The following is a 24,086-nucleotide window of genomic DNA, read 5'->3' on the forward strand; positions in this document are numbered from 1 at the left end:
GGGTATGGGAGGGGTCTACTTCGCAAACGCTACCGAGCGGGTTTCCCTGATCACGGTAACTTTGATCTGGCCCGGATAGGTCATTTCGGTTTGGATGCGGTTAGATATATCGGCAGCCAGTACTTCCGACTGGGCATCGCTGATCTTTTCGCTCTCTACCACTACACGCAGCTCGCGGCCGGCCTGTATGGCAAACGTTTTCTCTACACCGGGGTAGCTCATGGCCAGTTCTTCCAGTTCCTTCAAGCGCTTAATATAGCTCTCTACCACCTCGCGGCGTGCACCAGGGCGCGCGCCAGAAATAGCATCACAAGCCTGGATGATGGGCGATATCATGCTGGTCATCTCAATCTCGTCGTGGTGGGCGCCAATAGCGTTGCAAACTTCGGGATGTTCCTTATATTTTTCGGCTAATTGCATACCTAAAATTGCGTGTGGCAATTCCGGGTTATCATCAGGCACTTTACCAATATCATGCAGTAAGCCGGCGCGTTTGGCCATCTTCACGTTCAGACCTAATTCGGCTGCCATGGTGGCGCAGAAGTTGGCTACCTCGCGCGAGTGCTGCAGCAGGTTTTGCCCGTATGATGAGCGGTAACGCATACGCCCCACCATCCTGATCAGTTCGGGGTGCAGGCCGTGGATCCCTAAGTCGATCACGGTACGCTCGCCTATTTCAACAATTTCTTCCTCAATCTGCTTTTTGGTTTTGGCAACAATCTCTTCGATACGTGCCGGGTGGATGCGGCCGTCGGTTACCAAACGGTGCATGGCCAGGCGGGCAATCTCGCGCCTAACCGGGTCAAATCCCGAAAGGATGATGGCCTCGGGGGTATCATCCACAATAATTTCGATACCGGTAGCCGCTTCCAGCGCGCGGATATTACGGCCTTCGCGACCGATGATACGGCCTTTAATTTCGTCGTTCTCAATATTGAAGATCGATACCGTATTCTCAATAGCGCTTTCGGTAGCGGTACGCTGGATGGTTTGAATAACGATCTTTTTAGCTTCCTTGGTGGCCGTTAGCTTGGCTTCGTCTACAATGTCCTTGATCTGCATCATGGCTTTGGTACGGGCCTCTTCGCGCAGGTTATCTACCAATTGGTTTTTAGCCTCTTCGGCCGACAGGCCGGCGATGGTTTCCAGTTGCTGCACATGCTGGTTTTTAAGCGCGTCAACTTCTTCCTGCTTTTTTAACGCTATTTCGGTTTGTTTTTCCAGATTTTTGCGCACATTATCCAGTTCGGTTTCTTTGCGGTTAAAGTTTTCCATGCGCTGGTTTACGGATTGCTCCTTTTGCTTCATGGCATTCTCGCGCTGGTTGATGTTGTTGTTTTTAGCATTGATCTCCTGCTCGTGGTCGGCCTTCATTTGCAGGAATTTCTCTTTAGCTTCCAGCAGGCGGTTCTTTTTTAGGATCTCGGCATCGTTCTCGGCTTCTTTCAGGATCTTTTTTACCTTATTCTGGGCCGATACTTCCTGGTCTTTAAATAACTTCCTGAGCAGGAAGCGCCCGATGACGATCCCCGTAGGGATACCTGCCAGCAGGCCAATTATAATATATAGTACAGTAGTCATAAATTGGTTTGGTATATATAATGGTATGGTTATGTTAAATAAAAAAACCGCAACTAAATTTTAAGCATCATTATTGAAAAACCTCTTTCTCAGATTTATTGGACCCGGGTTATCATCAGATCCTTGGAAATGACGTATACCCTTTTTCTTGTCCGCTGATATTGAAGCGTTAAGTTTTTAATAGTGAAACCTAAAAATTTAACTGCGGTTAAATCTTTATTGCTCTTGGCAGCTGAAAGCGGAAAGACTAAAGCAGAAAGCTTTCTCAGGGCTTTTTGCTTTCAGCTTTACGCTTTTAGCTTATTTTAAAGAACGATTATACTACTTTGAGAAAAACTCGGTCAGCAAATTATCCAACTGGTAAACTTTTTCGGTTACGGCCGAATCCTCAACCGTTACACGTTTCTCGGCCTTGATGGTTGATGTTGCATAATGCAGCACACACATCGATAGCAGATCCTGTTTATCCCTTACCGCGTAATTTTCCTGGTATTCTTTTATGCGGTCGTTTATTAATTTAGCTGCCCTGCGTATTATTTCTTCCTCTTCCATGTTCACCTTTAAAGGGTAAACTCTGTCAGCAATATTTATTTTTATAGAGATTTCTCCCATTTGAGCTTGTTCACTTATGCGTTATTTTTTCAATAACACAATGCACTTATCTATTTCCCGGACAAATTCGTTAATTTTTTGCTTTATGTCAAGGTTTTTTTCATTTGTTTCTGAAAATGATTTAGCCAGCTTCAATACACGAAGCTTTTCTTCCAGCTCTTTACTCTTATCCTTACTGGCATTAAGGGCTGCCATCAGCGACTGGTTCTCCAGTTTCAGCAAGTCACTCTCCTCCTGCAAAGCGTTGCAGATCTGTATCAAACGCTCTGTTTTATCGATAACCTGGTTGAGTTGCTCTGCTGTAGTCATGGGTAGTGATTAGTGATTAGTTAATTAGTGATTAGTTAATTTGAAGCTGGCGAATTAGCCTTTGCGGCTACTGCCTGATTTCGTAAATAACTAATATACCCGTTTATCATTTTTAAACATTCTTCGCAATCTGCTTTAAACTTTTGGAAAACTTCATCATTTATATAGCGTTCATCTAAAGCAATAATTAAGTGATCTATGGTTTCAGCTGCCGAGCCTCTTGCATTAAGAAAAAACTTTGCCTCATCCGCGTAATGAAATCTACCGTGTCCCTCTGCAATATTATTTCCTATAGATCTTGATGAGCGTAGTATTTGGTCTGTCAATCTATATCGTTCTTCAGGCGGGAAAGATTTTGTTAGTGTAGAAATACTATTCCGTAACAAACGCGATTTCTTCCAAACATCTAAATCTGTAAATGACCTCATTGCTAAGACTAATCTCTAATCACTAATTAACTAATCACTATTTCCTTATCTCCGCTCCGGTTTCTTTCCCTAAGTTATAAATTAATTTTTGCATAATACTATCAATGGCTTTATCGGTCAGGGTTTTCTCGTCGTCCTGGATGATGAAGCTCAGGGCGTACGATTTTTTGCCGGCCGGTAATTTGTCGCCTTCATACACGTCAAAAACATTTACTTCTTTGATCAACTTACGCTCGGTTTTTTGCGAGATCTGTTTCAGTTGGTTAAAGGTAACGGCTTTATCTACCAGCATCGACAAATCGCGCCGAACGGACGGAAACTTCGGGATCTCCTGATTAACCACCACATTCTTTTTCACCAGTTGCAATATCAGATCGAAATTAAAATCGGCATGAAACACTGCCTGGTCTACCCCTGCCTTTTTCAAAGCATCTCCTTTTACCGCGCCAAATTTTACAATGCGTTTTGGGCCGCGGTTATATTGCAGACCGTAGGCCAATTTACCGCAGGTAGGCTCATCTACCGTAAAATCCTTAATGCTCAATCGCTCCAGCAAACCATCAACAGCGGCTTTCAAGTTGTAGAATGATACCGGTTTTACCTGGTGGTTCCACTGCTCGCCCAAATTGTTACCGGTTAGGTACAACGTGAAGTGCTGGTCTTCCTTGTACTTATCCTCGGCAACATGATAGGTTTTACCAAACTCGTATAGCTTTAAATTACCATTACGGCGGTTAGCGTTATAAGCAATCGCTTCCAATCCCGAATACAGCATGGTTGCCCGCATTACGTCCAGGTCGCTGCTTAAGGGGTTCAGTATTTTCACTACGTTATCCAAATTATCATAGTACGATGATTTGGTGAGCGAGTTGCACATGATCTCGTTAAAACCATTGGCCGACAACCAATCGGATATGGCATTTTGTACCGTATCCTTTTCGGGGCGCGAAGCGTTGTTTAATGACGCGCGAATCTGCGTTGGGATTTCGATATTGTTATAGCCGTAAATGCGCAGGATCTCTTCAATCACATCTACATCGCGGGTTACATCCACACGGTAGGGCGGCACTTTCAGCGACAGGCCTTCTTCGGTTTCGTTTACGATCTGGATATCCAGCGCGGTGATGATATTCCTGATCTCATCATGCGGAATAGCTTTTCCAATCAGACGGTGGATATTATAATAGGTCACCTCCACATCAAACGGTGCGACAGGTGCAGGATAGTTATCAAAAATTTCGGACGATACCGTTCCGCCGGCTACCTGCTGAATTAACAGGGCGGCACGCTTTAAAGCAAACACCGTCATATCCGGATCGGTACCCCGCTCAAACCTGAACGAAGCATCGGTTTTCAGCCCGAACCGTTTGGAGGTTTTGCGTACCGCAACCGAATTGAAATAGGCGCTCTCTAAAAATATTTTGGTGGTAGATGCCTTTACGCCCGATTTTGTCCCGCCGAAAACGCCGGCAATACACATCGGCTCGTCGGCATTACAGATCATCAGATCATCGGCACTCAGTTTGCGCTCTATCTCATCCAGTGTGGTGAATGAGGTACCCTCGGGGCAATTCTTCACCACTACTTTATTACCGGCAATAGCATCGGCATCAAAGGCATGCAGGGGCTGGCCCAATTCGTGCAGCACATAGTTGGTTACGTCAACCACGTTATTAATGCTGCGCACTCCTATCACCGCCAGGCGCTCTTTAAGCCATTGTGGCGACTCTTTCACCTCAAGCCCTGCCATGGTCAGGCCCGAGTATCTTGGAGCAGCAGCGGTGTTCTCTACCACTACAGCTATGTCCAGGTTGTGGTTATCCACCTTAAAGGCCGATACATCCGGTTTGTTAATGGCGATCTTCAGGAACGCGGCCACATCACGGGCGGTGCCCAGATGCGATGCGGCATCGGCACGGTTAGGCGTAAGGCCTATCTCGTACATGTAATCGTCGTTCAGCTTAAAATAGTCTTTGGCTAAGGTACCTACGGGAGTGTCCGCATCCAATACCATAATGCCGTCGTGGTCGGTACCCAGACCTATCTCGTCCTCGGCGCAGATCATCCCTTCGGATACCTCGCCACGTATTTTTGATTTGTTGATCTTAAACGGTTCACCGCTGATGGGGTGCACGGTTGTACCTACAGTAGCCACCACCACCTTTTGCCCGGCAGCCACATTATGCGCGCCGCAAACAATCGACAGATCTTCGGTACCGCCAACATCCACCTTGGTCAGATGCAAATGACCGGAGTTTGGATGATCGATACATTCCTTCACGTAGCCAATTACCAGGCCTTCCAGTCCGCCGGGAACGGCCTGCACTTTCTCCAGGCTTTCCACCTCTAAACCGGTGCCTGTTAGTATAGTAGATATCTCGGCCGGGGTTTTATCGGTATCAATAAATTCTTTAAGCCAGTTATATGATATTTTCATTTAACTGCAAAGATACAATTTAGGGTGAAAGGTTAAAGGCGAAAGGTAAAAGGTGATTTGATATTAAATTCACTATTTAGTGGGGGACTCCGTATATAGCTTCTTATTTCACAACATTTTCTTTTTTACTAAAGAAATCGCGATTGATATCATGCGCAATTTCGATCGCTAAATTTTCATGCTGATCTACATGCAAAATCCAATTTAGTCCGCCTAATCCAAAAAACACGATGAGCGCAACCCACCAGGTTTGAAATATAATAGCTATAGCAATAGATACAATTAACATTATAAGAAAGAATTGACTCATTCTAAATTCATAAACCAAATACGATCCACCATCGCTATCAATTAAACTGAATTTGCCGCCATCTAAGCCCCTGAACAGGGAGCCTCTTAAATTTGAAGTAGACCCTTTGTAACTAACTGTGTTGCTTTCGACAATGATGTTACCGGCTTTTTTCTTCTCGATGGTTGTACGGATATACTGCAGGATAGCTTCTTGATTTTGGGGAGTAATAAGGCTATTTAGCTTTTCTTTATATGTTTGAGCGAACGGGAAGACCATAATACTTTTAATTAGAATCTTAATCTAAATATAAAGATAATGAGGCATTGCATAATTTGCATATTTGCACATCCCCGCATTTGCACATTTACAAAAGCCCTTCATCCGCAAAGCTCAAATACCCATCATCGGTGATAATCAAATGATCTACCACATTTATGTCCAGGATCTTCCCGGCGTTATACAGCTTTTTTGTCAGGTCGATATCCTGCTGACTGGGTTTACGGTTGTTTGATGGATGGTTATGCGCCAGTATCACGCTTGAGGCCTGATGCTGCAGGGCAATATGGAAAATGATCTTTGGGTCGGCAATGGTGCCGGATAACCCGCCTTTACTGATCAGTTCTTTTGCGATGAGTTTACTGGAGCGGCTCAGCAACAGCAGCCAAAATTCCTCGTGCGGCAGGTCAACTAAATGCCTGCGTAGTATTTGATACGCGCTTTTGCTCCCTTGTATCGTTTCAGGCGTTTTGGTTTCGGTATCGCCACGGCGGCGGCCCAGTTCAAGCGCGGCGATGATGGAAATAGCTTTGGCTTCGCCGATGCCTTTAAATTTAGATAATTCGGCAATGCTGGCTTTACCTAATTTGTTCAGATCGTTATCGTAATGGTGCAGAATGCGTTTGCTCAGCTCAACCGCGCTTTCGTTACGGCTGCCTGAACCGATGAGGATGGCGATCAGTTCGGCATCGCTTAGCGCGCGGCGGCCCTGGGCGTTCAGCTTTTCGCGCGGACGGTCTTCCTCGGCCCAGGATTTGATGCTTAGGTTGTTTTCGTATGCTTCCACGATGTTAAAGTATCAATTTTTGCGGGAAACAAAAAGTGGGGGTGCAGATTTAACCACAAAGGGCACAAAGAAACAGCAAACTGATTAACACAAAGGGCACAAAGATTTTATTATTTATAAAGAAGATAAAAATCACCACTATGCCTTTGTGATCTTTGTGCAAAAACCTTCGCCCTTTGTGGTTAAATTTTTCAAACAAAAAAGGGATCGTGCAAACGCACAATCCCCTTTTAATATGATTGTAGAAAAAAACCTTATTTAAGGTTGTTTACAAACTTAGTCAGTTTTGATTTATTGTTTGAAGCTTTGTTTTTGTGGATAACATTCTTCTTAGCCAAACGGTCAATCATAGAAATAACCTTTGATAAAAGCGGTGTTGCTTCAGCTTTATCAGTAGTACCTCTTAACCTTTTGATCGCGTTCCTGGTGGTTTTAGCCTGATACCTGTTACGTAAGCGCTTCGCAGCGTTTGACCTGATCCTTTTTAATGATGATTTATGATTTGCCATTTTAGCTAATATTCTTTCTTATTTTTTCGGACTGCAAATATAAGGCGATATTATTTAATTAACAAATGCAAAATCAAAAAAAGTTAAGGCTAAATAAACTGGGTTTTAGATTATTGCATTAATCAGCTGCGCCAATCACCTTAACAGCCAGGGCGGTGGCACCTGTTGTACCGCTGATACCACTGGTGTAAACCGTATAGCTTTGGCCGGCTTGCAAAGCAATTGAAGTGCTGGTTGCCAGTATGCTTCCACTGGTTGCGTTGGTAACGGTGAACACATAAGTGCCCGCTGTTACCTCGCTGTAACTGCTTGCCCCTTTATAACCCTGCGCCGTAAACAGCGCAACGCCATTTCCTGATAAGTTGGCCGAGCTAAGACTTTGCGAAGCCTGTACAAACCTTACCTTAGCTTTCCCCGAAGATGCCACTGGCGTATTATCACTTAATGCAATTAATGAATAACTGCCTGTTGTGCCGGTTAAAAAGAAGGTATAAGTACCATTAGCATCAAGCGATGTATTGGTGGTGGCCAAAACAGTGCCGGCCGATGATTGAACAGACGCATCCGTTTGGCCGGTATAGGTTAAATTATAACCCGATGCGTTGCCATAGCTTACCGCGCTGGTGGTACGCAATACGTCGGATATGTATAGTTTAGAGGGGCCGGCATCGGTACTGGTATTAACCAGTTGTACTTTAGCGGTAACGGTTGCTGTAAAATCGTAGTCATCGTGCTTGCTGCAGGATGTAACCAAAATAGAGCTTATTAAAATTAACAGGAACAGCGAATTTTTTACAGAAGTTGTTTTTAAAATGTTTTTCATGGAAACGGATTAAGTGAAACAATAGGCCTGCCGGTTAATTCCGGCAAACAAAATATTTACGTAAACAATATTTTTTAATCTTTAGTTTACAAAAATTTCATTTTTATGATTTTCGCAATTGATTTGCCTTGTTTTTAATCACCGTAAATACTTAAAAAACAATTATTTTAGGCCCGCGCCAGTCACCCCAAAATGAAATTAATTTTTAGAACTTTTGCAGGCTTATTGCTATTATTCACCTGCTCTTCGTGGGGGTTTTTCGCGCATCATCGTATTAACCGGCTGGCCGTGTTTACCCTGCCTAAAGGGATGGCTAATTTTTACCAGGCCAATATAGATTACCTGACCGAACACGCCGTCGATCCGGATAAACGCCGTTATGTTGACTCGCTGGAAGCCCCCCGCCATTTTCTGGATGCCGACCAGTACGGCAAACAGCCTTTTGCCCGCATCCCAAAAAACTGGTACGATGCCGTGAAGAAATACTCGGCCGATACGCTGAATAAATACGGCACCGTGCCCTGGGTTATCCAGTACCATTACTATTGGCTGGTAAAGGCCTTTAAGGCGCATGATACCACCGCCATCCTTAAAACATCGGCCAACATTGGCCATTACATTGCCGACGCGCACGTGCCGCTACATCTCACTATTAATTATGATGGGCAGCTCACTCATCAGGAGGGCATCCACGCGCTGTGGGAAAGCCGGCTGCCCGAATTGTTCAGCAATAATTACAACCTGTATATGGGTAAAGCCCGGTATATTGATAACCCGCTTATAGAAGCTTTTAAAATATGCAATGCCTCCTACAAATGCGTGGATTCGGTGATTGTATTCGAGCGTAAACTGAACGCCAGCTTCCCGCCGGCTAAAAAGTACGAGATGACGCTGCGTGGTAAACGGAAAGTGAAAGATTACTCGGTAGCCTATAGCATGGCTTATCATAAAATGCTGAACGGCATGGTAAAGCGCAGGATGCGTTCGGCAATCATTGAAGTGGGCAGCTTTTGGTATTCGGCCTGGGTAGATGCCGGGCAGCCAGATCTGGGCAAGCTCATTGCCGCGCCACTAACAAACGCGCAAAAGCAAAAGCTGGCCCGGGAGGAGGCTTTGTATAAAGCGGGAAAAGTATTAGCTTTAAGCTACCAGTAATCACCGTATGAAATATGCTACAACTGCCTTAATGATGATATTTATTACTAAAGGCATTATAGCACAGGGCAATCCGAAACCATATCAAACAAAAAAAGAAAAACTTGAAACTATTGTTCTGGATAAGGTATATGCACTTTGGGAGGTAAAATCGTTTTTATTAAAAACACCAAAATCTTATAAACCCACATTAATGATTGCAGCTGAACCCAACCCGGCTTCTAAATATTACTGGGTAAAAGTTGGCATCAGCAATTTTGATATATTTCGTACCAATTACAACTTTTATGTTAATCCAAAAACATTTGAAATTTTTTATTGGGATCAATTATGTGATTCTGAAAATTGCAACATCACCCTGCAACAATGGCGTCATTGGCGCAACGCTCCCGGATTTAACAAAATGCATACTTACAAACACGGAAAATTAGTAGTTTTAACTAATCAATAAATATGGTTCGTAAACAACCTGCCCACAAAAAACATCAGATCGCCTGGCGCAGTCATGAACCATCGCGCCTGGAAACTTTTAGCGATGCCGCTTTTGCCTTTGCTATTACGCTCATCATCGTATCGCTTGAGGTGCCTAAATCGTTTGATGAATTGTATGAGACCATGAAGGGCGCGGTTAGTTTTGCAGTTTGCTTTGCGCTGATATTCCAAATATGGAACAGCCAAAACTTGTTTTTCAGAAAGTATGGGTTGAAGGACGGTTTAACCACTACGCTTAATGACATGCTGCTGTTTGTGGTGCTGATGTATGCATACCCACTAAAGTTCCTGTCCGTATTATTATTCGGAGCGGGTACCTATATGCACAATGGTGCAGTGCATCGTATGATAGAACCCGGACAAACAAGCACACTGATGGTGATCTACGGCGCCGGTTATACCATTATATACGGCTTGTTCTTTTTAATGCACCTGAATGCCCTTAAACATGCCGAACAAATTAAATTAACCCCACAGGAGCTGTTTCAAACTAAAACGGAAACCTATATTAACCTTTTTAGCATGTTGATAGGCTTGCTGGCCATCACTTTAGCGCTGGTTTTGCCTTCACCGCTTTCGGGCCTTTCGGGTTTTACTTATTGCCTGATAGCAATTGTTTATTCTATTTGGTATGGCCTGCGGGGTAAAAAAGCCCGGCAATTATTCCCTGCTTAAGCTACTTGTTTTTTAGCCTTGCTTTTAATTACCGCAATAATGGCCGGTATAACCGACACCAAAATAATGGCAATACCCACCAGCGAGAAATGCTCCTTAAAGAAAGGAATAGTACCCAGCCAGTAACCGGCAAACAAGAAGATAATGATCCATAAAGCGCCGCCAACAATATTATAAATACTGTAACGCAAAAATGGCATACGGCCTACACCCGCCACAAAAGGCGCAATGGTACGTATAATAGGTACAAACCTGCTAAAGATAACCGCCTTGCCACCGTGCTTATCAAAAAAAGCCTTGGTTTGCAGGTAATAATCCAGCTTTAATACTTTATTGTTCTCTTTAAAAACCTTTGGGCCCAGGTAACTGCCCAGCATATAGTTTACGGTATTACCCACAAACGCGGCTATAATTAATATCAGCGCAAGCAAATATATATTCAGGCCGGTATCGCCGGCGGCAATTAGGGCGCCCGCGGCAAACAGTAACGAATCGCCGGGAAGGAAGGGGGTAACCACAAAACCAGTCTCGGCAAAAATAATGACGAACAGGATGAGGTAGGTTAGGGTATGATATTGACTGATGATCTCTGCCAGGTGTTTATCAATGTGCAGGATAAAATCGATGATGTGTTTAATGATCTCCAATGGGGTGCGTTTTGGAACAAAAATAGAATAATAAGGCGAAAGCGGAAAGGCATTTTAAGGTTAAAGCTAAAAGGCCAAAACGTAAAGCTAAAGCCATATCAACACTGAATGATAACTATCGAAAAAAGCTTTTAGCGGCTACCTGTTCGTTATCATAGCGGCAGCAAAAGACGCGCTATCCGTGCGGCCTACTACGCCACGGGTATACAGGGTATACAAGCGGCCATCCTGTATGGTGGTGTTAGGCAGATCGTATAATACAGTAGTGGTATTGGCTGCATATACTTTCAGATCGTAGATGCCGGCGGGCAGTTCTAAAAACTTGGTAATGGCCTTAAAACCCTGGTTTTTAAAAGCAGCCGTTCCGTTAGCATAAACATCTACGTTTACACTGCGGGCGGCGGCATTAATAAACCTTACTTTGCCCCTGCCCAGGGTTGGCGCCGCATCGGTATCGGCAACAAAAATAGCGCTGCGCGTATTATCAGATAACAGGCCGGTAATAAATACCGAATACCGGGTATTAACGCTTAAGGCCGTATCTTTCTGCAGGATGATGATGTTTTCGCCAGCCGCGGTTTGGCGTGTAGCCCTGATCTGTAACGGCGTAGCCAGCGAACTCAGGTAAATATATCCCGAAGGTACCGCATATACATACGATTTGGCGTTCTGGATACGCTGGTTAATATACAGGTCTACCGGATATACGTCCGGGCCTATATTGATAATATTGAGCTGTGTATTTAAACCTGTTGCAGATGCCGCGCTTTCCTTACCGCATGACGAAAACAGAGGGGTTATAATTACCGCCGCTATCATCAAAAACAGCGCGGTTACCGTATGATTATTTATACCCTTATTGCTCATCTGCTTAAAATTACACTTATACCAAAAGCATTATTCCCCGATCCGTTTATTGCACCCTGTGTTAACAGGGTATAATAACTGCCGGCTTGCAGGGTTACCGAGCCCGTAAATATAGGCGTAGTAGTTCCTGCTGCCATTACTTTTACCGTTTTTTTACCTGCGCCCACGCCCTGGAAACCTGTAAAAGCCTTAAATGCCTTATTTTTAAAAGATAATGTATCGCCCACAAATACATCGTACGATTGCGTGCCTGGCGATGCCTGTACATAGCGCACCTGGGCGTTTGTAGTCGTGCTATTAGTTACAAAGTAATCGCTTAAAAATATGGTGGCCAGGTTACTTTTACCTTGCTGACCGGCCACAACCAATGTATAGCTGGAGTCTTTTTTAGCCGGGTTTAATTTAATATCGGCCAGCACGGTGCGGTCGGTATCGCTTTTAAACTGGTATTGCTGCTCGCCCGTAAGCACGCTCAGGTAGCCCGAGGCATTAAAAAGATAAATGGCCGAATTAATATTTTGCCGGGTGCCGTTCAGATAAAAATCAATAGCCCTGATATCGGTAACCGCGTTAATCACATTTAATTTTGATGTGGGGCTCACTACCGGGATATCATCCCCGCTTTTATTGCATGACCATACGGCCAAAGCAACAGCACAAATGATAATTGGGTAATAGTATCTTTTAATTTCCATTATATTTTGCCGGGACACCAGCATTATATGGCTTCCGGTGCAGGTAATAAACGCAAAAATAATTCTATTATTCCTATTTACTAATTACTTTTATCAGCTACACGATATTTTATGGCATTATACTTCCGAAAACTGTTGATCATAACCCTGTTAATTTCAGGCGCGCAAACCCTGGTTGCACAAGTCAGCTTAACAAAACCTGTAAACATTAGCAAGGCTTACCAAAAGGGCACACGGAACGATAACGGCAAGCCCGGGCCCAAATACTGGCAAAATACGGCTACTTATAGCATCAAAATTAACTTCGACCCTAAAACACGTTTAATAAAAGGCACTGTTGATATTGATTATGTGAACAACAGCCCCGATACACTTAACCAGCTGATATTTAAGCTCTATCCAAACCTTTATAAAAAAGGGGTGCCGCATGATAATAACATATCACCCGATGATCAGACCGACGGTGTTGAGATCAGTAAATTTCAAATCAACAATAAAACCATCGATGTAAAAAAGCTGCGTATTGCCGGTACTAATTTACCCGTCCGTACCGATTCTATTTTCCCGGGTAAAACAACGCATTGCAGCATCAGCTATAGCTATCCGCTTAATAAAACATCGCATACACGTACCGGACAGGTTGATGAAGGCTCGTATTTTGTTGCCTACTTTTTCCCGCGTATAGCCGTTTATGATGATATTGATGGCTGGAATAAATATCCTTACTTAGGTTCGCAGGAGTTTTATAACGATTTCTGCCATTTTAAAGCCGAGATTACCCTGCCGGCAGATTATGTGGTTTGGGCTACGGGCACCCTGCAAAACCCCGGTGATGTTTTAAACCGCAAGTTTGTAACGCTGATGGACGAGGCCGTCAGGCGCGACAGCGTAACAGATATTATTACCGAAGCCGATGTAAAGGCGGGTAACATTACCACCGCTGGCACTATCCACACCTGGAAGTTTGATGCCGACAGCGTAACTGATTTTGTTTTTGCTACCAGCAACCATTATATATGGAAAGCCGCCAGCCTGGTTGTAGACCCTAAAACCGGGCGCCGCACCCGTGTGGACGCGGTGTTTAACCCTAAACATAAAGACTATTTTGCCGTGGTAAACTACGCCCGCAAAACCGTGGAAGCCATGAGCTATAAATTTCCGAAATGGCCTTTCCCCTATCCGCACGAAACCGTTTTTGACGGCCTTGACCAAATGGAATACCCCATGATGGTGAATGATAACCCGGTAGAAAACAGCGCCGATGCCATTGAACTGACCGACCATGAGATATTCCATACCATGTTCCCTTTTTATATGGGCATAAACGAAACCAAATATGCCTGGATGGACGAAGGCTGGGCTACCATTGGCGAATGGCTGCTATCGCCCATGATAGACCCTAAAATTGTAGATCTTTACGGTATACAGGGTGTAGAAATGTCGGCCGGTACAGAAGAAGACCAGCCGGTGATTACCTTAACTACCCAGTTAAGCGGTGTATCGGGGTTTACAGATTCGTACCCTAAACCGGCTATGGGTTACCTGTTTGTAAAAGATATGCTGGGCGATGAACTGTTTACCAAAGCCCTGCATTATTATATAGCCAACTGGCATGGCAAACATCCCGGCCCTTTCGATTTTTTTAATGGTATGAATGCCGGCGCCGGCCGCAATATGAACTGGTTTTGGAAGCGCTGGTTTTTTGATGGCGGCGTGCCCGACCTGGCTATCGGCAAAGTAAATAATACAGGCGTTAAGTACGAAGTACAGATTAGGTCCATCGGCACCAAACCGGTACCTGTTGACCTGGCCGTTGAGTACACCGATGGCAGCAGTAAAACCATTCACCGCGATATTTCCTGCTGGGAAAAAGGCAACAGATCTATTATCTTAAGTTTTGATGCTGCCAAAACTGTTAAACAGTTAAAATTGGGCAGTACCTATACACCCGATGTAGATAAAGCAAATAATGTGTACCTGGTTAAGTAAACCATCGCCGTCGGATAAAGTCTAAATCATTATTATACGTTAACTATATTATCTCTTATTTTTAAAAATGAAATCTATCAACCTAACCCTCTTATTCTTTTTTGCTGCATTAACATCTGCGCTTGCGCAATCATCAGGCGGTGTTTCCCCATATGTTTTCCCCCAGTTTGTAAAGGCAAGCGTACTGCAAAAAGGCGGTGGCGTAACCGATGCCACCATGAACTACAATACGCTTACGCAGGAAATGCTTTTTATGCAGGATGGCGTAAAAACGGTACTGGATCAATCAAATGCAGATACCATATTTTTACAGGATAAGAAATTCATACCTGTAGGCACGGTCTATTATCAAAAGCTTACAAATACCAAAATAGCCTTGTATATTCAGCACGTTAATAAAATGCTGCTGCATGGCAGAAATCCTAATTTGGAAGATCAGGCCAATAACACCATCACCGCATCACAGGGAATTAAAAACGCCGCTACCTCATCATCCAAGTATGATGAAAAGCTTGGCGAAGGCTACACATTAGAGCCCCGCAGCGTATTTTGGTTGCAAAAAGGCAAAAGCTTTAACAAGGTTTCTGATTTAAAGAGTATTTTAAAAGTTTTTCCTCCTGATAAGGAACAGGCAGTAACGGCTTTTATCAAAGATAAAAACCTGGATATCACTAAAGCCGACGATCTGGCCCAACTGATCGTTTTCTGTAACTTACAATAAGCAGGACGAAGTATTTCTATATAGGGTGATCAATTCTCCTATATAGAACTTATTTTTTTAGTGCATCCTCAATTCGCTTTTCCATCACTTTTTTGTCCTGTTCATCCAGGCGGTATTGGTGCGCATCTCCATGCAGCACTTGGCGCACCATTTGCCCGATCAGGATACTTTGCTTTTGATATGTGCGGCATACCGAACAGCCAGCCAAATGTATACGCAGCTCCAGTTGTTCAAACAGGGTCAGCTTCTTCATACTGCGCTTTTCTATTAAAAAGGTGGCCTTGTGGCAGTTGTATTGTATCTTTTTAAACTTGTTCATGGCAGTGATGTTTAAATCCAGTTTTTTTGAAGGCAAGCCCGAAGATTTAGTTTAGCCCGGTGAATGATCACCCAAAAATTGTTCGGGCTTATTTTTAGTTCGGAACAGATATTTTCTGACGCAGCATCATCCATATGCTTCATGGTAAAAACGGACAGCCATAGAGCAGGCAGTTTTTGCATGCACAGTTGCAATACCTGGTTAAACTCCTTATTGTGCAGCGGGTCATACTCTTCTACACCAAAAGGCTGGGGCCAATGCTCCCTTTTCCAATGCCCGTCATCTGTATTAAAAAAATCTTCCTGCGGTGCGCTGCCGGTTATTTCCATCGGCTTTAAACCCGATGACTTTTTACGATAAACATCAATGATCTTGTTTTTCAGTATGGCTGTCAGCCAGGTACGCTCGGAGCTTTTGCCTTCAAAAGCGGCAGTACGCTGCAGTGCCGCCAAAAAGGTTTCCTGCACCAGGTCCTTAGCTAATTCCTCGTCGTTAACGCGTACAATGGCAAAAGCATACAGGTAATCGGCATAGGTTTTTACCCATTTATGCGGGTTTAAGGTGATAGACTGATCGTTCATTTGTTAAGGTAATATATAAAAGTAACAATTAGCTATCGCCTTAGTCGGTGGCCAGACAAATTCCTTACAAAAAGGATGTAATACCGGGTACATGGTTTTGGGACAACCGGCAAAATCCTATATTCACTTCCTGAATTTTTAAATAAAAAGCGACAGGCTTTTGACCTATCGCTGTACTATCATTATATTAAGTTATTAAGCACACCCTCTTTTTCGGGCAGGGTTTAGAAGGGGCTATTACTGTATCTTATACACCAGTACCGAAAAGGTACCCGGAATTGCTTTACGGGTACCTTTTTCCATATCAGCAACACTCAGGTATATTTTGTGGGTTTTGGCATCTAACGCTAATGTTTTAGCGCGCACCTGGGTATCCAGCGTTTGCACCACGGCATATTCATCAGCTGATTTTTGTTTGATAATGGTAGTGGTACCATCGCCGTTTGAGCAGAAGATGAGTTTGGTTTCAGCATCGTAGGCAACCGCGTCAACACCGGCACCAATGGCTACAGTGGTTACTACCTTACCGCTGGTAATATCCACAACACTCATGCCCTTATTTTCGCGGCAAACGCTAAAAGCGCGGTTGTTCTTTAAATCGAGCGCAACACCGGTCGGGCCGCCACAAGGGGCTAACGTAAAGTTTTTGATCACCTTCATCATTTTGGTATCGATGATGTTCATGCTGCTTTTATCTTCCAGGTTGTTATACATTTTGCCTTTACCATCGGGTACGGCAAATTCGGGCGCACCGCCTAAATCAACAGTGCCTATTTGCTTCATGGTTTTGGGGTCAACTACCGATGAGTTATTGCTCTCGCCGTTAAAGCTGAATACCCGATCGGAAAAGGGATCATAAATAATCGCGTCAGGCCCTTTGGCTTGCAGCGGAATCGTAGCCAATATCTTCAACGTTTTCAGGTCAAAAGCCACCATGGCATTGGCCTTACCATCGCTAATAAAGCCCTTATCCCATTTATTTACAATGGCAATACCATGCACGCCCTTCATACCTTCAATTACGCCTACTTGTTTTTCGGTAGCCAGGTCAACTACGTTAACCATAGTGCCGTGCGATACATACAGGCGATTGTTTACCTTATCTATCGATACATAATCGTATCCCCCATCGCCTGTAAGCGCTATTTTTTTATCCAATACATAGGTTTGTGCATGTAACAGCACAGGGGTGGCGCTTACTATCACAACTGCTAAAAGCCCTTTAATCATCTTTTTCATCAGAATGTTTTTGTTTTAAAATTCAGGATAAATTCTGTAGAAAAGCTGTATAAAAATATTTTTAGTTTTTATATACAAATACCGTGAAAACACGGTGCCATATAGGTGAAAACACGGGTGTATTTCCGGCAGGTTTTTAGGTTATTTGAATACACTAAACCTTGTCCCAAGAAATTTTCTGCCGGATGACAGATACAACAAAAAAACGCCACCGATAAATACCGGTGGCGTTTTTTTTAATTAAACTTTTTCGGGAGGAAACTACTTTTTCTCCGGGTACGATATCAGTTTAATCAGGTTTGCACCGCTTAAATATTTGTTAGCGGCATCTTTGGTGGTTTGCACGGTAATCTTATCCAGATCGGCAGTATGTTGCAGCACCAGGTCGGGGTTTTCACCGTTTTGTGCCGAGCGGATCAGCACACCGGCCCAATAACCATTCTCGCGCATTTGCACTTCGGTCGATCGTTTTTCTTCGGCCTGATACTTTTTAATGTCGGTTAATTCGGCACCGTTTTGTTTAATCTTGGCTATCTCTTCCATCGTAGCGTTGATCAGTTTATCTACATTGCCCGGGGCGCAGGTAAAATAAACGGTAATGCTGTAACGACTGGCCGGTATTTTAGAAAACCCTGCCCTTACGCCGGGCGAGTATACACCACCTTCTTTTTCGCGCAGGCGCTCCAGCAGTTTAATGTTCAGCACTTCTTCCAGTGCGTCCATTTGTAATTTGTTATCCTCGGTATAATCAAAATCGCCGCTGAATACAATTTGCACACTGCTTTTATCGCCAATGCCTTTGTAAACAGTTTTAGTCAGCTGACCGGCCGGGGCATGGATGCCCAGGTTTTTAAAGTTCTCTTTATGGCCTGCAGCAGGTAAACCACCCAGGTATTTCTCTAACAATGGTTTTATTTTCTCGATATCAAAGCTACCTACCAGGGTAAAGGTAAAACCGCTGGCGTCGGCAAAACGGGCTTTGTAAAACTCGTAGGCCTTATCCAGGCTGGCGGTGTTCAGCTTCTCTAAGGTAAGCGGCATGCGGCGGTAATGGTGGTTACCCAACACAGCCGATACCGTATCCTGAAAAACACTGGCAGGGTCCAGGCTGCGGTTAGGCAGCAGGGCCTTTGTTTGGGCGATGTTAGATTGCCAGATGTCGTTATCCTTACGCGGCTGGGTAAAATACAGGTAAACCAATTGCAAAGCCGTCTCAAAATCCTTTGGCGAGCTGCTGGCCGAAATTCCCTGCGTGGTTTCGCTGATGTATGGCGATACGGATACATTTTTACCGCTCATCATTTTACCTAATTGTATCTCGGTCATATCGGCAAGGCCGCTGCTGCCAATAATGCCGGCTGATAAGTTAGCCGATACATAATCAGCATCGCTGGCCAGTGATGTGCCGCCAAAGCTAAACGCGTTGATGAGGATCTGGTCGTTTTTAAAATCGGTTGGTTTTAATATTACCTTAACGCCGTTGGCTAAAGTAAGGGTAGTGGTACCAATGGCTGCATCCTTTGTTTCGGCAGTTATTTTGCTGCCAGCCGGTTCTTTATCCAGCAATGGTTTATTGCTTACATTATCTACATAGGCCGTAATATCCTTACCAGTGGCGTTTATCCAGCTTAACAGGGTTTGCTCGTTAGGCAATTTGGCTTTTTCCTTATCTGGCGCTTCTACAATTACAACGCGGTTTTGGTTGCTGATAAACTTACCGGCAAGGGCGTTTATTTCGGCAAGTGTAATATTACCGATGTTGTTCTTGTAAAAATTATATTCAAACTCGATACCGGGGATGGCTTCGTCCTGCAAAAAGTTTTGCTGGTATTCCTGCACATAAGCGGCCGATTTGGTTTTGTCTCGTTCTTTATAAACGTTTTCGTACTGCGTTAAGCTGTTTTGCTTGGCGCGATCCAGTTCGGTTTGGGTGAAACCGAATTTGCGGGCACGCTCAACCTCGTCCAGCGTGGCTTTAATGGCGCCCTGCAGCTGATCTGTCGACTTGGCTACCGCTACGGTAGTAAAGGCGTCCAGGTTGCCTAAAAAGCCTGCATAGCTGGCCTGCGCAAACAGGAACGGCGGGTTTGGCTTTTGCAGCAATTCGCTTAAACGGGCGCTCATCATTTGGTTAAACAAATTAACACGTACGCTTTGCAGGTAATCTGTTTCGGTACGAACAGTAGTTTGCGGGTGCTTTACTACAATCTGCGCCAGGGTGTAAGGGAATTCCTTATCGGTAACAATTTTTACAGCCGTGCCTGGTGTAGGCGGAACGGTGTATTTGGTACGCGGCTTTTCGTTAACCGGATTTTTTAGGCCCGAAAAGTTTTCTTTGATCAGTTGTTCCACACGTTTCGGGTCAAAATCGCCTACGGCAATAACCGCCTGCAAATCCGGGCGATACCAATCGTGGAAAAAGCTTTTGATGGTTTCGGGCTTAAAGTTCTTTAAGATCTCTTCTTTGCCGATAGGCAAACGCGAAGCGTATCTTGAATTATTTAACAGCACCGGGATAGTTTGCTGCTGCATCCGTTGCGACGCGTTTTTACCACGCAGGCGCTCTTCTTCCAGTATTACACCGCGTTCGCTGTCAATTTCTTTAGTATCGAAAGTAAGCTGGCTGGCCCAGTTAGACAGGATAGTGAAGCCTTTTTCAAACAGCTTAACGCTATCGGTAGGTAAAGGCAACTGGTAAACGGTTTCATCAAATGAGGTATAGGCATTTAAATCGGCGCCAAATTTTACGCCCGATTTTTGCAGATAGTTTACCAGCTCGTTCTTTGGGAAATCCTTAGTGCCGTTAAAAGCCATGTGCTCGGTAAAGTGTGCCAGTCCCTGCTGGGCATCGGTTTCCAGTATCGATCCGGCTTTGTTAACCAGGTAAAGTTCGGCCCGGTTTTTTGGCTCAACGTTTTTACGGATATAATAGGTTAAGCCGTTAGGCAGCTTGCCAATAATCACGTTCGGATCAACCGGCAGCAGATCGCCGCGCAACTGGTGGACCGGGTTCAGCGGCCTGTCGGGAGCCGGGGTTGGCTTGCGTTTAACCTGGGCAAAAACGCCGCTTGCCGCTATTAACAGGGTTAACGCGGCTACAGAAACTTTTCTGTTTAAATTCATATGTTTAGTTAAAGAGATTTATCACTAAGATGCAAAACTGACGTGTTAGTTACAACGACAGGAGGTAGATTATTATTTTGCTGGCAATGCCTCCGGCCCGCGCTTTACATTCCAAGTCCTCGCCAGGCCCCTCAGTACCCTGCCGGCTGTGGGCTTTCCATTACAATCGCTATCGCGGAGAATACATTTTATGTTACTTCATCACATCCGCTATCATTTGCTGTAATTCATCCTGATGGGCCATCACCGCTTGCTGGCCAATGTTCATACCGGTTTGCATTAGTATAGGTTGCTTTTCGTTTAGTTTGATACCGAGCGGGGTTTTATAGAATACCGTCAGCTGCTTTAACTCGGCTTCGGTAAACTCACGGGCATACATTACAAACAGGTCCTGCTTTAAAACATTCCAGCTACAGTATTTATTTAAAAACGTGGTCATCACCGTTACAAATTTCTCGCGTTTATCCGCCGGCATCTGCGCACTGTATTGGTTAATAATGGTACTGATATTTTTATCGAATAGCGTACTGGTACCCGATGCGATCAGCATTTCTTCAGCAGCTTTTAAAGCGCCGGCCGATGGTGGCGTACCCGTTTGCGCCTTAATATCCGTAAGGCAAAAGGTTAGGATCCCTGCAAGCAGGATGATGGTTGATTTGATTTTCATAAGTTTATTGTTTAAATGCCTCAGCAAGCTCTTGTTTATGTTCACCAATAGTTTGGCTGACTAAAATTACGATCTGTTGCCCCATTTCAATTTGATTATTAGCCATTTTTTGCCCTAATGGGGTTTTGTAAAAAACAGTCATTTGTTCCAATTCGTCAATTGTATAATTCTCGGCATACATTTGGATTATCTTGCCCTTAAAGGCATCCCATTTAGCATATTTTTCAATAAACGTTTTAGCAACATTAATATATTTATCTTTTTTATCAGCAGGTACACTCGCCCTGGCCATATTAAAAACCTGGTTAAAAATGGAAACAATTTGCATGTCCATATGCTGAGCTGCCAACATCCGTTCAGCCGCTTTTAAACTTTCAGGGGTTGTCGTCTGCGCAACTGATGGTGGATCACCTAACTGCCCATAGGACTTAATGAAAAAGCATGAAAATAAGATTATGGTAATGGTTAGTTTGATTTTCATAAGAGTAGCATTATACTTTAATATAGATTTTCTTTTTATACAGCCAGTACATAGGCAGCCAGGTTAAAAACACATAAATAACAGCCCGCACCAGCGATGCGTTAAACGGCGCGAAGTAAGGCTTAATGCCATGCGCATATAACCACGTTGCAGCCGGTGTGCCGCCAATATGTACAAAATTAATAATGCCCTGCAATATCCCGCTCAGCACGTAGCCGGTAATGGCATTCATGCCAAATACTACAAATATCCACATGCCTTTTTTGTGGCCCTGTATATCAACCAGCCAATAGGTAAAGGCCAGGGCAATGGTGGCCAGTCCGCCGGTATATAGCACAAAGCTGCTGGTCCATAAAGCCTTGTTAATGGGGAAAAACAAATCCCATATCAGTGCTACCACTACCGCCGCTATGCCGTAAACAAACAACCAGGTTACCTTTACGCTGCTTTCGCGATCGGGGCGTTTTAGCCAGGTACCCACCCGGATGCCGAACAGACCTGTACCAATGGCAGGCAGGGTACCCAGTATCCCCTCGGGGTCCCAGGTTTTTGATTCGCGCCATAGGTGGTTACTGCCAAATACCAGCCTGTCCAGCCAGGCGCCCATATTGGTTTCGGGGTTCAGGTTGGCCGCGTTGCCATCCGGAACAGGGATAAAACACATGATAACATAATAGCCAACCAGCGAAAACACCAGCAGCCAGTCGCGGGTTTTTTGCGAGCATTTAATGTATAGCACACTGCATATAAAAAACACCAGGCCAATGCGCGGCAGTACGCCCGGGAAGCGCAGGTTGGCAAAACCCCTATCGTAATGATAAAACAACTGGATGCCCCAACTGATCAAAATCAGCAAAGCCATACGTTTCAAGGCAATCAGGATCATTTTACCGTGATTACGCGGATCGGCCTTTTTGGTTTCCATGGCAAACACAATGGATACGCCTACCATAAACAGAAAGAACGGGAAGATCAGATCGGTTGGGGTACAGCCGTTCCATTCCGAATGTTCTAACGGGGCATAAATATGGCCCCAATCGCCGGGGTTGTTAACCAAAGTCATGGCGGCTACGGTAGCCCCGCGCATTACATCGAGCGAAAGCAGGCGTTGTTTAGCAGAAACGTCGTCCATTTATAAAGGGTTGTTTGATGATATGTTACGATGAAACAGGTAGCAATTTAGGAATTTTATTGGGATTTATATGGTGTGTTATGTATACCAAAATGTCATTTCTAAGCCGTTTCAAGCGTCCACGCTTGAAACTTATCCCGGGCAAGCGTCCACGCTTGCGAAACAAATTAAGCGTGGACGCTTAATTAGAATTGCAGTCAAGCGCGGACGCTTGACTGGGCGGAGATATTGAACAGTTCCCTCCCACGGGGAGGGGTGCGAAAGGCTTTGTGGTGGCAGGGAGGGGTTTAGGTAATTGCATCGTGGCTAAACCCCTCCCTACACCCTCCCCGTGGGAGGGAATCGCACAGGCCCTTTTGGCGCACCATGTCGATAATTCCAAGCCGCACATCCTGCTTTAAGCCTTGTTCATCGCTATTTTTATTTTGATATTTATTTATAACTATATTTATATCAGGGATTAAAACCTTTTCCTACCCCATTCTTTATTTATGCAGGTATGTTAAAAACCAATGCCATGAAAAAAGCCTTACTGCTCCTCACCATTACCCTGTCCGCAGGCAGTGTATTCGGACAAAGCAGTCCTCAGACTGCACGGAGGGCCCCGGTATCCATCACCTTAAAACAAGATACCATTGTTTATCGTATCGACCACAAAAAGGTTAATTATGGTCGGGTAGAACAATTACTGCGAACGATGCCGGCTTTTGAAATTAGCACAGATGGTTCGGTTAAACACGATGGTGAAATTGTAAAGAAAGTCACCATCAATGGGGAAACTTATGCGGGTTTAACAGCGCTAAAGATTATTCAGAGATTACCGATTGGTGCAGTGGATAATATTGAAATGATTGATGATTATGGAGATCGGCCGATTATTCACTACAAAACCCTCCCTGACAAACATCTGAACATCACCATCCGTACCGATGCCATAGCCGATATTAACTATTACTTATCCAACCGCCCATCAAGGCCAATTAATGGCCAACGCGGAAGATATGATGACCCGGCCTTATACGGCGATATCAACTATATTAACGAACGTAACCCTTTAGACCGTCAGGTGAACCGCGCAGTTCGCAATATGCTGGCCATAAGCGATCAAATGAACGAAGTTGACCAATACGGCGATCAGATACCGCATTTCCTGATCCCTACACCCTACCCGGTACGGGATGTTTATTTAAAAAGGGATAAAGCAGTCGTTAATAATCCCACCCCAAAAGCGCTTCAGGTAATTCCATAA

General features: G+C 44.3%; 25 protein-coding genes. 6 read left to right on the forward strand and 19 right to left on the reverse strand.

The window, feature by feature from the left end; genetic code table 11:
• Positions 1-15: 15 nt before the first annotated feature.
• From rny to AC07M6_RS20510, 9 genes are all read right to left on the reverse strand, one after another.
• Positions 16-1,581, reverse strand: coding sequence for a ribonuclease Y (gene rny / locus AC07M6_RS20470; RefSeq protein ID WP_494892681.1), 1,566 nt, complete (start codon positions 1,579-1,581; stop codon positions 16-18).
• 321 nt (positions 1,582-1,902) lie between these two features.
• Positions 1,903-2,193: a cell division protein ZapA gene (locus tag AC07M6_RS20475; protein ID WP_494892683.1), complete on the reverse strand. Its 291-nt coding sequence runs from the start codon at positions 2,191-2,193 to the stop codon at positions 1,903-1,905.
• Positions 2,194-2,214: 21 nt separating this feature from the next.
• Positions 2,215-2,502 carry a hypothetical protein gene (locus AC07M6_RS20480; RefSeq protein ID WP_494892685.1) on the reverse strand — a complete coding sequence of 96 codons (288 nt, stop codon included), beginning with the start codon at positions 2,500-2,502 and terminating at the stop codon, positions 2,215-2,217.
• A 35-nt stretch (positions 2,503-2,537) separates the two neighbouring features.
• Entirely contained in the window at positions 2,538-2,930 is a 393-nt protein-coding gene (locus tag AC07M6_RS20485) for a four helix bundle protein (protein WP_494892687.1), read from the reverse strand.
• A 37-nt stretch (positions 2,931-2,967) separates the two neighbouring features.
• A complete protein-coding gene (gene pheT, locus AC07M6_RS20490) occupies positions 2,968-5,367 on the reverse strand; it encodes a phenylalanine--tRNA ligase subunit beta (protein ID WP_494892689.1) in 2,400 nt (799 codons plus the stop codon).
• A 103-nt stretch (positions 5,368-5,470) separates the two neighbouring features.
• Positions 5,471-5,935, reverse strand: a complete 465-nt coding sequence (locus AC07M6_RS20495) for a hypothetical protein (RefSeq protein WP_494892691.1) — start codon at positions 5,933-5,935, stop codon at positions 5,471-5,473.
• A gap of 88 nt (positions 5,936-6,023) precedes the next feature.
• Positions 6,024-6,722 (reverse strand): RadC family protein, encoded by a 699-nt coding sequence (gene radC, locus AC07M6_RS20500; RefSeq protein WP_494892692.1) that lies wholly within the window; start codon positions 6,720-6,722, stop codon positions 6,024-6,026.
• 254 nt (positions 6,723-6,976) lie between these two features.
• Complete coding sequence (gene rpsT / locus AC07M6_RS20505; protein WP_494892694.1) at positions 6,977-7,231, reverse strand: 30S ribosomal protein S20; 255 nt, start codon at positions 7,229-7,231, stop codon at positions 6,977-6,979.
• A 118-nt stretch (positions 7,232-7,349) separates the two neighbouring features.
• Positions 7,350-8,054 carry a DUF4397 domain-containing protein gene (locus AC07M6_RS20510; protein WP_494892696.1) on the reverse strand — a complete coding sequence of 235 codons (705 nt, stop codon included), beginning with the start codon at positions 8,052-8,054 and terminating at the stop codon, positions 7,350-7,352.
• Positions 8,055-8,246: 192 nt separating this feature from the next.
• Between AC07M6_RS20510 and AC07M6_RS20515 the strand changes: the two genes are divergently transcribed.
• Genes AC07M6_RS20515 through AC07M6_RS20525 form a run of 3 tightly spaced genes read left to right on the forward strand, consistent with a single transcriptional unit; the run spans position 8,247 to position 10,376 of the window.
• Positions 8,247-9,209 (forward strand): zinc dependent phospholipase C family protein, encoded by a 963-nt coding sequence (locus AC07M6_RS20515; RefSeq protein ID WP_494892698.1) that lies wholly within the window; start codon positions 8,247-8,249, stop codon positions 9,207-9,209.
• Positions 9,210-9,216: 7 nt separating this feature from the next.
• Positions 9,217-9,660, forward strand: a complete 444-nt coding sequence (locus AC07M6_RS20520) for a hypothetical protein (RefSeq protein ID WP_494892700.1) — start codon at positions 9,217-9,219, stop codon at positions 9,658-9,660.
• Positions 9,661-9,662: 2 nt separating this feature from the next.
• Positions 9,663-10,376, forward strand: coding sequence for a TMEM175 family protein (locus tag AC07M6_RS20525; RefSeq protein WP_494892702.1), 714 nt, complete (start codon positions 9,663-9,665; stop codon positions 10,374-10,376).
• On the opposite strand, the gene AC07M6_RS20530 is transcribed toward AC07M6_RS20525, so the two are convergent.
• The 3 genes from AC07M6_RS20530 to AC07M6_RS20540 form a co-directional block, all read right to left on the reverse strand.
• On the reverse strand, positions 10,373-11,023 hold the full coding sequence (locus AC07M6_RS20530; RefSeq protein ID WP_494892704.1) for a DedA family protein: 651 nt from the start codon (positions 11,021-11,023) through the stop codon (positions 10,373-10,375). The genes AC07M6_RS20525 and AC07M6_RS20530 overlap by 4 nt on opposite strands.
• Positions 11,024-11,161: 138 nt before the next feature.
• Entirely contained in the window at positions 11,162-11,890 is a 729-nt protein-coding gene (locus tag AC07M6_RS20535) for a DUF4397 domain-containing protein (protein WP_494892706.1), read from the reverse strand.
• Entirely contained in the window at positions 11,887-12,585 is a 699-nt protein-coding gene (locus AC07M6_RS20540) for a DUF4397 domain-containing protein (RefSeq protein ID WP_494892708.1), read from the reverse strand. The genes AC07M6_RS20535 and AC07M6_RS20540 overlap by 4 nt, the downstream gene beginning before the upstream one ends.
• A 111-nt stretch (positions 12,586-12,696) precedes the next feature.
• On the opposite strand from AC07M6_RS20540, the gene AC07M6_RS20545 reads away from it, so the two are divergent.
• Positions 12,697-14,574, forward strand: coding sequence for a M1 family metallopeptidase (locus AC07M6_RS20545; RefSeq protein ID WP_494892710.1), 1,878 nt, complete (start codon positions 12,697-12,699; stop codon positions 14,572-14,574).
• Between the two features lie 67 nt (positions 14,575-14,641).
• On the forward strand, positions 14,642-15,295 hold the full coding sequence (locus tag AC07M6_RS20550) for a hypothetical protein (RefSeq protein ID WP_494892712.1): 654 nt from the start codon (positions 14,642-14,644) through the stop codon (positions 15,293-15,295).
• 49 nt (positions 15,296-15,344) lie between these two features.
• On the opposite strand, the gene AC07M6_RS20555 is transcribed toward AC07M6_RS20550, so the two are convergent.
• The 7 genes from AC07M6_RS20555 to AC07M6_RS20585 form a co-directional block, all read right to left on the reverse strand.
• Entirely contained in the window at positions 15,345-15,614 is a 270-nt protein-coding gene (locus AC07M6_RS20555; protein WP_494892713.1) for a hypothetical protein, read from the reverse strand.
• A gap of 11 nt (positions 15,615-15,625) precedes the next feature.
• Positions 15,626-16,195, reverse strand: a complete 570-nt coding sequence (locus AC07M6_RS20560; RefSeq protein WP_494892714.1) for a sigma-70 family RNA polymerase sigma factor — start codon at positions 16,193-16,195, stop codon at positions 15,626-15,628.
• 237 nt (positions 16,196-16,432) lie between these two features.
• A complete protein-coding gene (locus tag AC07M6_RS20565) occupies positions 16,433-17,434 on the reverse strand; it encodes a YncE family protein (protein ID WP_494892715.1) in 1,002 nt (333 codons plus the stop codon).
• A 261-nt stretch (positions 17,435-17,695) separates the two neighbouring features.
• The gene (locus tag AC07M6_RS20570) at positions 17,696-20,557 is read right to left on the reverse strand and encodes a M16 family metallopeptidase (RefSeq protein WP_494892717.1); all 2,862 of its coding nucleotides are present in this window, start codon (positions 20,555-20,557) and stop codon (positions 17,696-17,698) included.
• A 193-nt stretch (positions 20,558-20,750) separates the two neighbouring features.
• On the reverse strand, positions 20,751-21,224 hold the full coding sequence (locus AC07M6_RS20575; protein ID WP_494892718.1) for a DUF2059 domain-containing protein: 474 nt from the start codon (positions 21,222-21,224) through the stop codon (positions 20,751-20,753).
• Between the two features lie 4 nt (positions 21,225-21,228).
• Positions 21,229-21,705: a DUF2059 domain-containing protein gene (locus tag AC07M6_RS20580; protein ID WP_494892719.1), complete on the reverse strand. Its 477-nt coding sequence runs from the start codon at positions 21,703-21,705 to the stop codon at positions 21,229-21,231.
• A 10-nt stretch (positions 21,706-21,715) separates the two neighbouring features.
• Positions 21,716-22,837, reverse strand: a complete 1,122-nt coding sequence (locus tag AC07M6_RS20585) for an acyltransferase family protein (protein WP_494892720.1) — start codon at positions 22,835-22,837, stop codon at positions 21,716-21,718.
• 517 nt (positions 22,838-23,354) lie between these two features.
• Between AC07M6_RS20585 and AC07M6_RS20590 the strand changes: the two genes are divergently transcribed.
• A complete protein-coding gene (locus AC07M6_RS20590; RefSeq protein WP_494892722.1) occupies positions 23,355-24,086 on the forward strand; it encodes a hypothetical protein in 732 nt (243 codons plus the stop codon).

The sequence above is a fragment of the Mucilaginibacter sp. GW821-FHT07H05 genome, from assembly GCF_059418485.1.

What these genes read in the sequence shown, in the direction of transcription:
- AC07M6_RS20550 (WP_494892712.1), top strand. Translation starts at nt 14,642, where the DNA reads ATGAAATCTATCAACCTAACCCTCTTATTCTTTTTTGCTGCATTAACA.
- AC07M6_RS20560 (WP_494892714.1), bottom strand. Translation starts at nt 16,195, where the DNA reads ATGAACGATCAGTCTATCACCTTAAACCCGCATAAATGGGTAAAAACC.
- pheT (WP_494892689.1), bottom strand. Translation starts at nt 5,367, where the DNA reads ATGAAAATATCATATAACTGGCTTAAAGAATTTATTGATACCGATAAA.
- AC07M6_RS20525 (WP_494892702.1), top strand. Translation starts at nt 9,663, where the DNA reads ATGGTTCGTAAACAACCTGCCCACAAAAAACATCAGATCGCCTGGCGC.
- AC07M6_RS20545 (WP_494892710.1), top strand. Translation starts at nt 12,697, where the DNA reads ATGGCATTATACTTCCGAAAACTGTTGATCATAACCCTGTTAATTTCA.
- AC07M6_RS20515 (WP_494892698.1), top strand. Translation starts at nt 8,247, where the DNA reads ATGAAATTAATTTTTAGAACTTTTGCAGGCTTATTGCTATTATTCACC.
- AC07M6_RS20480 (WP_494892685.1), bottom strand. Translation starts at nt 2,502, where the DNA reads ATGACTACAGCAGAGCAACTCAACCAGGTTATCGATAAAACAGAGCGT.
- AC07M6_RS20540 (WP_494892708.1), bottom strand. Translation starts at nt 12,585, where the DNA reads ATGGAAATTAAAAGATACTATTACCCAATTATCATTTGTGCTGTTGCT.
- AC07M6_RS20535 (WP_494892706.1), bottom strand. Translation starts at nt 11,890, where the DNA reads ATGAGCAATAAGGGTATAAATAATCATACGGTAACCGCGCTGTTTTTG.
- AC07M6_RS20520 (WP_494892700.1), top strand. Translation starts at nt 9,217, where the DNA reads ATGAAATATGCTACAACTGCCTTAATGATGATATTTATTACTAAAGGC.
- AC07M6_RS20475 (WP_494892683.1), bottom strand. Translation starts at nt 2,193, where the DNA reads ATGGGAGAAATCTCTATAAAAATAAATATTGCTGACAGAGTTTACCCT.
- AC07M6_RS20565 (WP_494892715.1), bottom strand. Translation starts at nt 17,434, where the DNA reads ATGAAAAAGATGATTAAAGGGCTTTTAGCAGTTGTGATAGTAAGCGCC.
- AC07M6_RS20590 (WP_494892722.1), top strand. Translation starts at nt 23,355, where the DNA reads ATGAAAAAAGCCTTACTGCTCCTCACCATTACCCTGTCCGCAGGCAGT.
- AC07M6_RS20555 (WP_494892713.1), bottom strand. Translation starts at nt 15,614, where the DNA reads ATGAACAAGTTTAAAAAGATACAATACAACTGCCACAAGGCCACCTTT.
- AC07M6_RS20585 (WP_494892720.1), bottom strand. Translation starts at nt 22,837, where the DNA reads ATGGACGACGTTTCTGCTAAACAACGCCTGCTTTCGCTCGATGTAATG.
- rpsT (WP_494892694.1), bottom strand. Translation starts at nt 7,231, where the DNA reads ATGGCAAATCATAAATCATCATTAAAAAGGATCAGGTCAAACGCTGCG.
- AC07M6_RS20575 (WP_494892718.1), bottom strand. Translation starts at nt 21,224, where the DNA reads ATGAAAATCAAATCAACCATCATCCTGCTTGCAGGGATCCTAACCTTT.
- rny (WP_494892681.1), bottom strand. Translation starts at nt 1,581, where the DNA reads ATGACTACTGTACTATATATTATAATTGGCCTGCTGGCAGGTATCCCT.
- AC07M6_RS20510 (WP_494892696.1), bottom strand. Translation starts at nt 8,054, where the DNA reads ATGAAAAACATTTTAAAAACAACTTCTGTAAAAAATTCGCTGTTCCTG.
- AC07M6_RS20485 (WP_494892687.1), bottom strand. Translation starts at nt 2,930, where the DNA reads ATGAGGTCATTTACAGATTTAGATGTTTGGAAGAAATCGCGTTTGTTA.
- AC07M6_RS20495 (WP_494892691.1), bottom strand. Translation starts at nt 5,935, where the DNA reads ATGGTCTTCCCGTTCGCTCAAACATATAAAGAAAAGCTAAATAGCCTT.
- AC07M6_RS20580 (WP_494892719.1), bottom strand. Translation starts at nt 21,705, where the DNA reads ATGAAAATCAAACTAACCATTACCATAATCTTATTTTCATGCTTTTTC.
- AC07M6_RS20570 (WP_494892717.1), bottom strand. Translation starts at nt 20,557, where the DNA reads ATGAATTTAAACAGAAAAGTTTCTGTAGCCGCGTTAACCCTGTTAATA.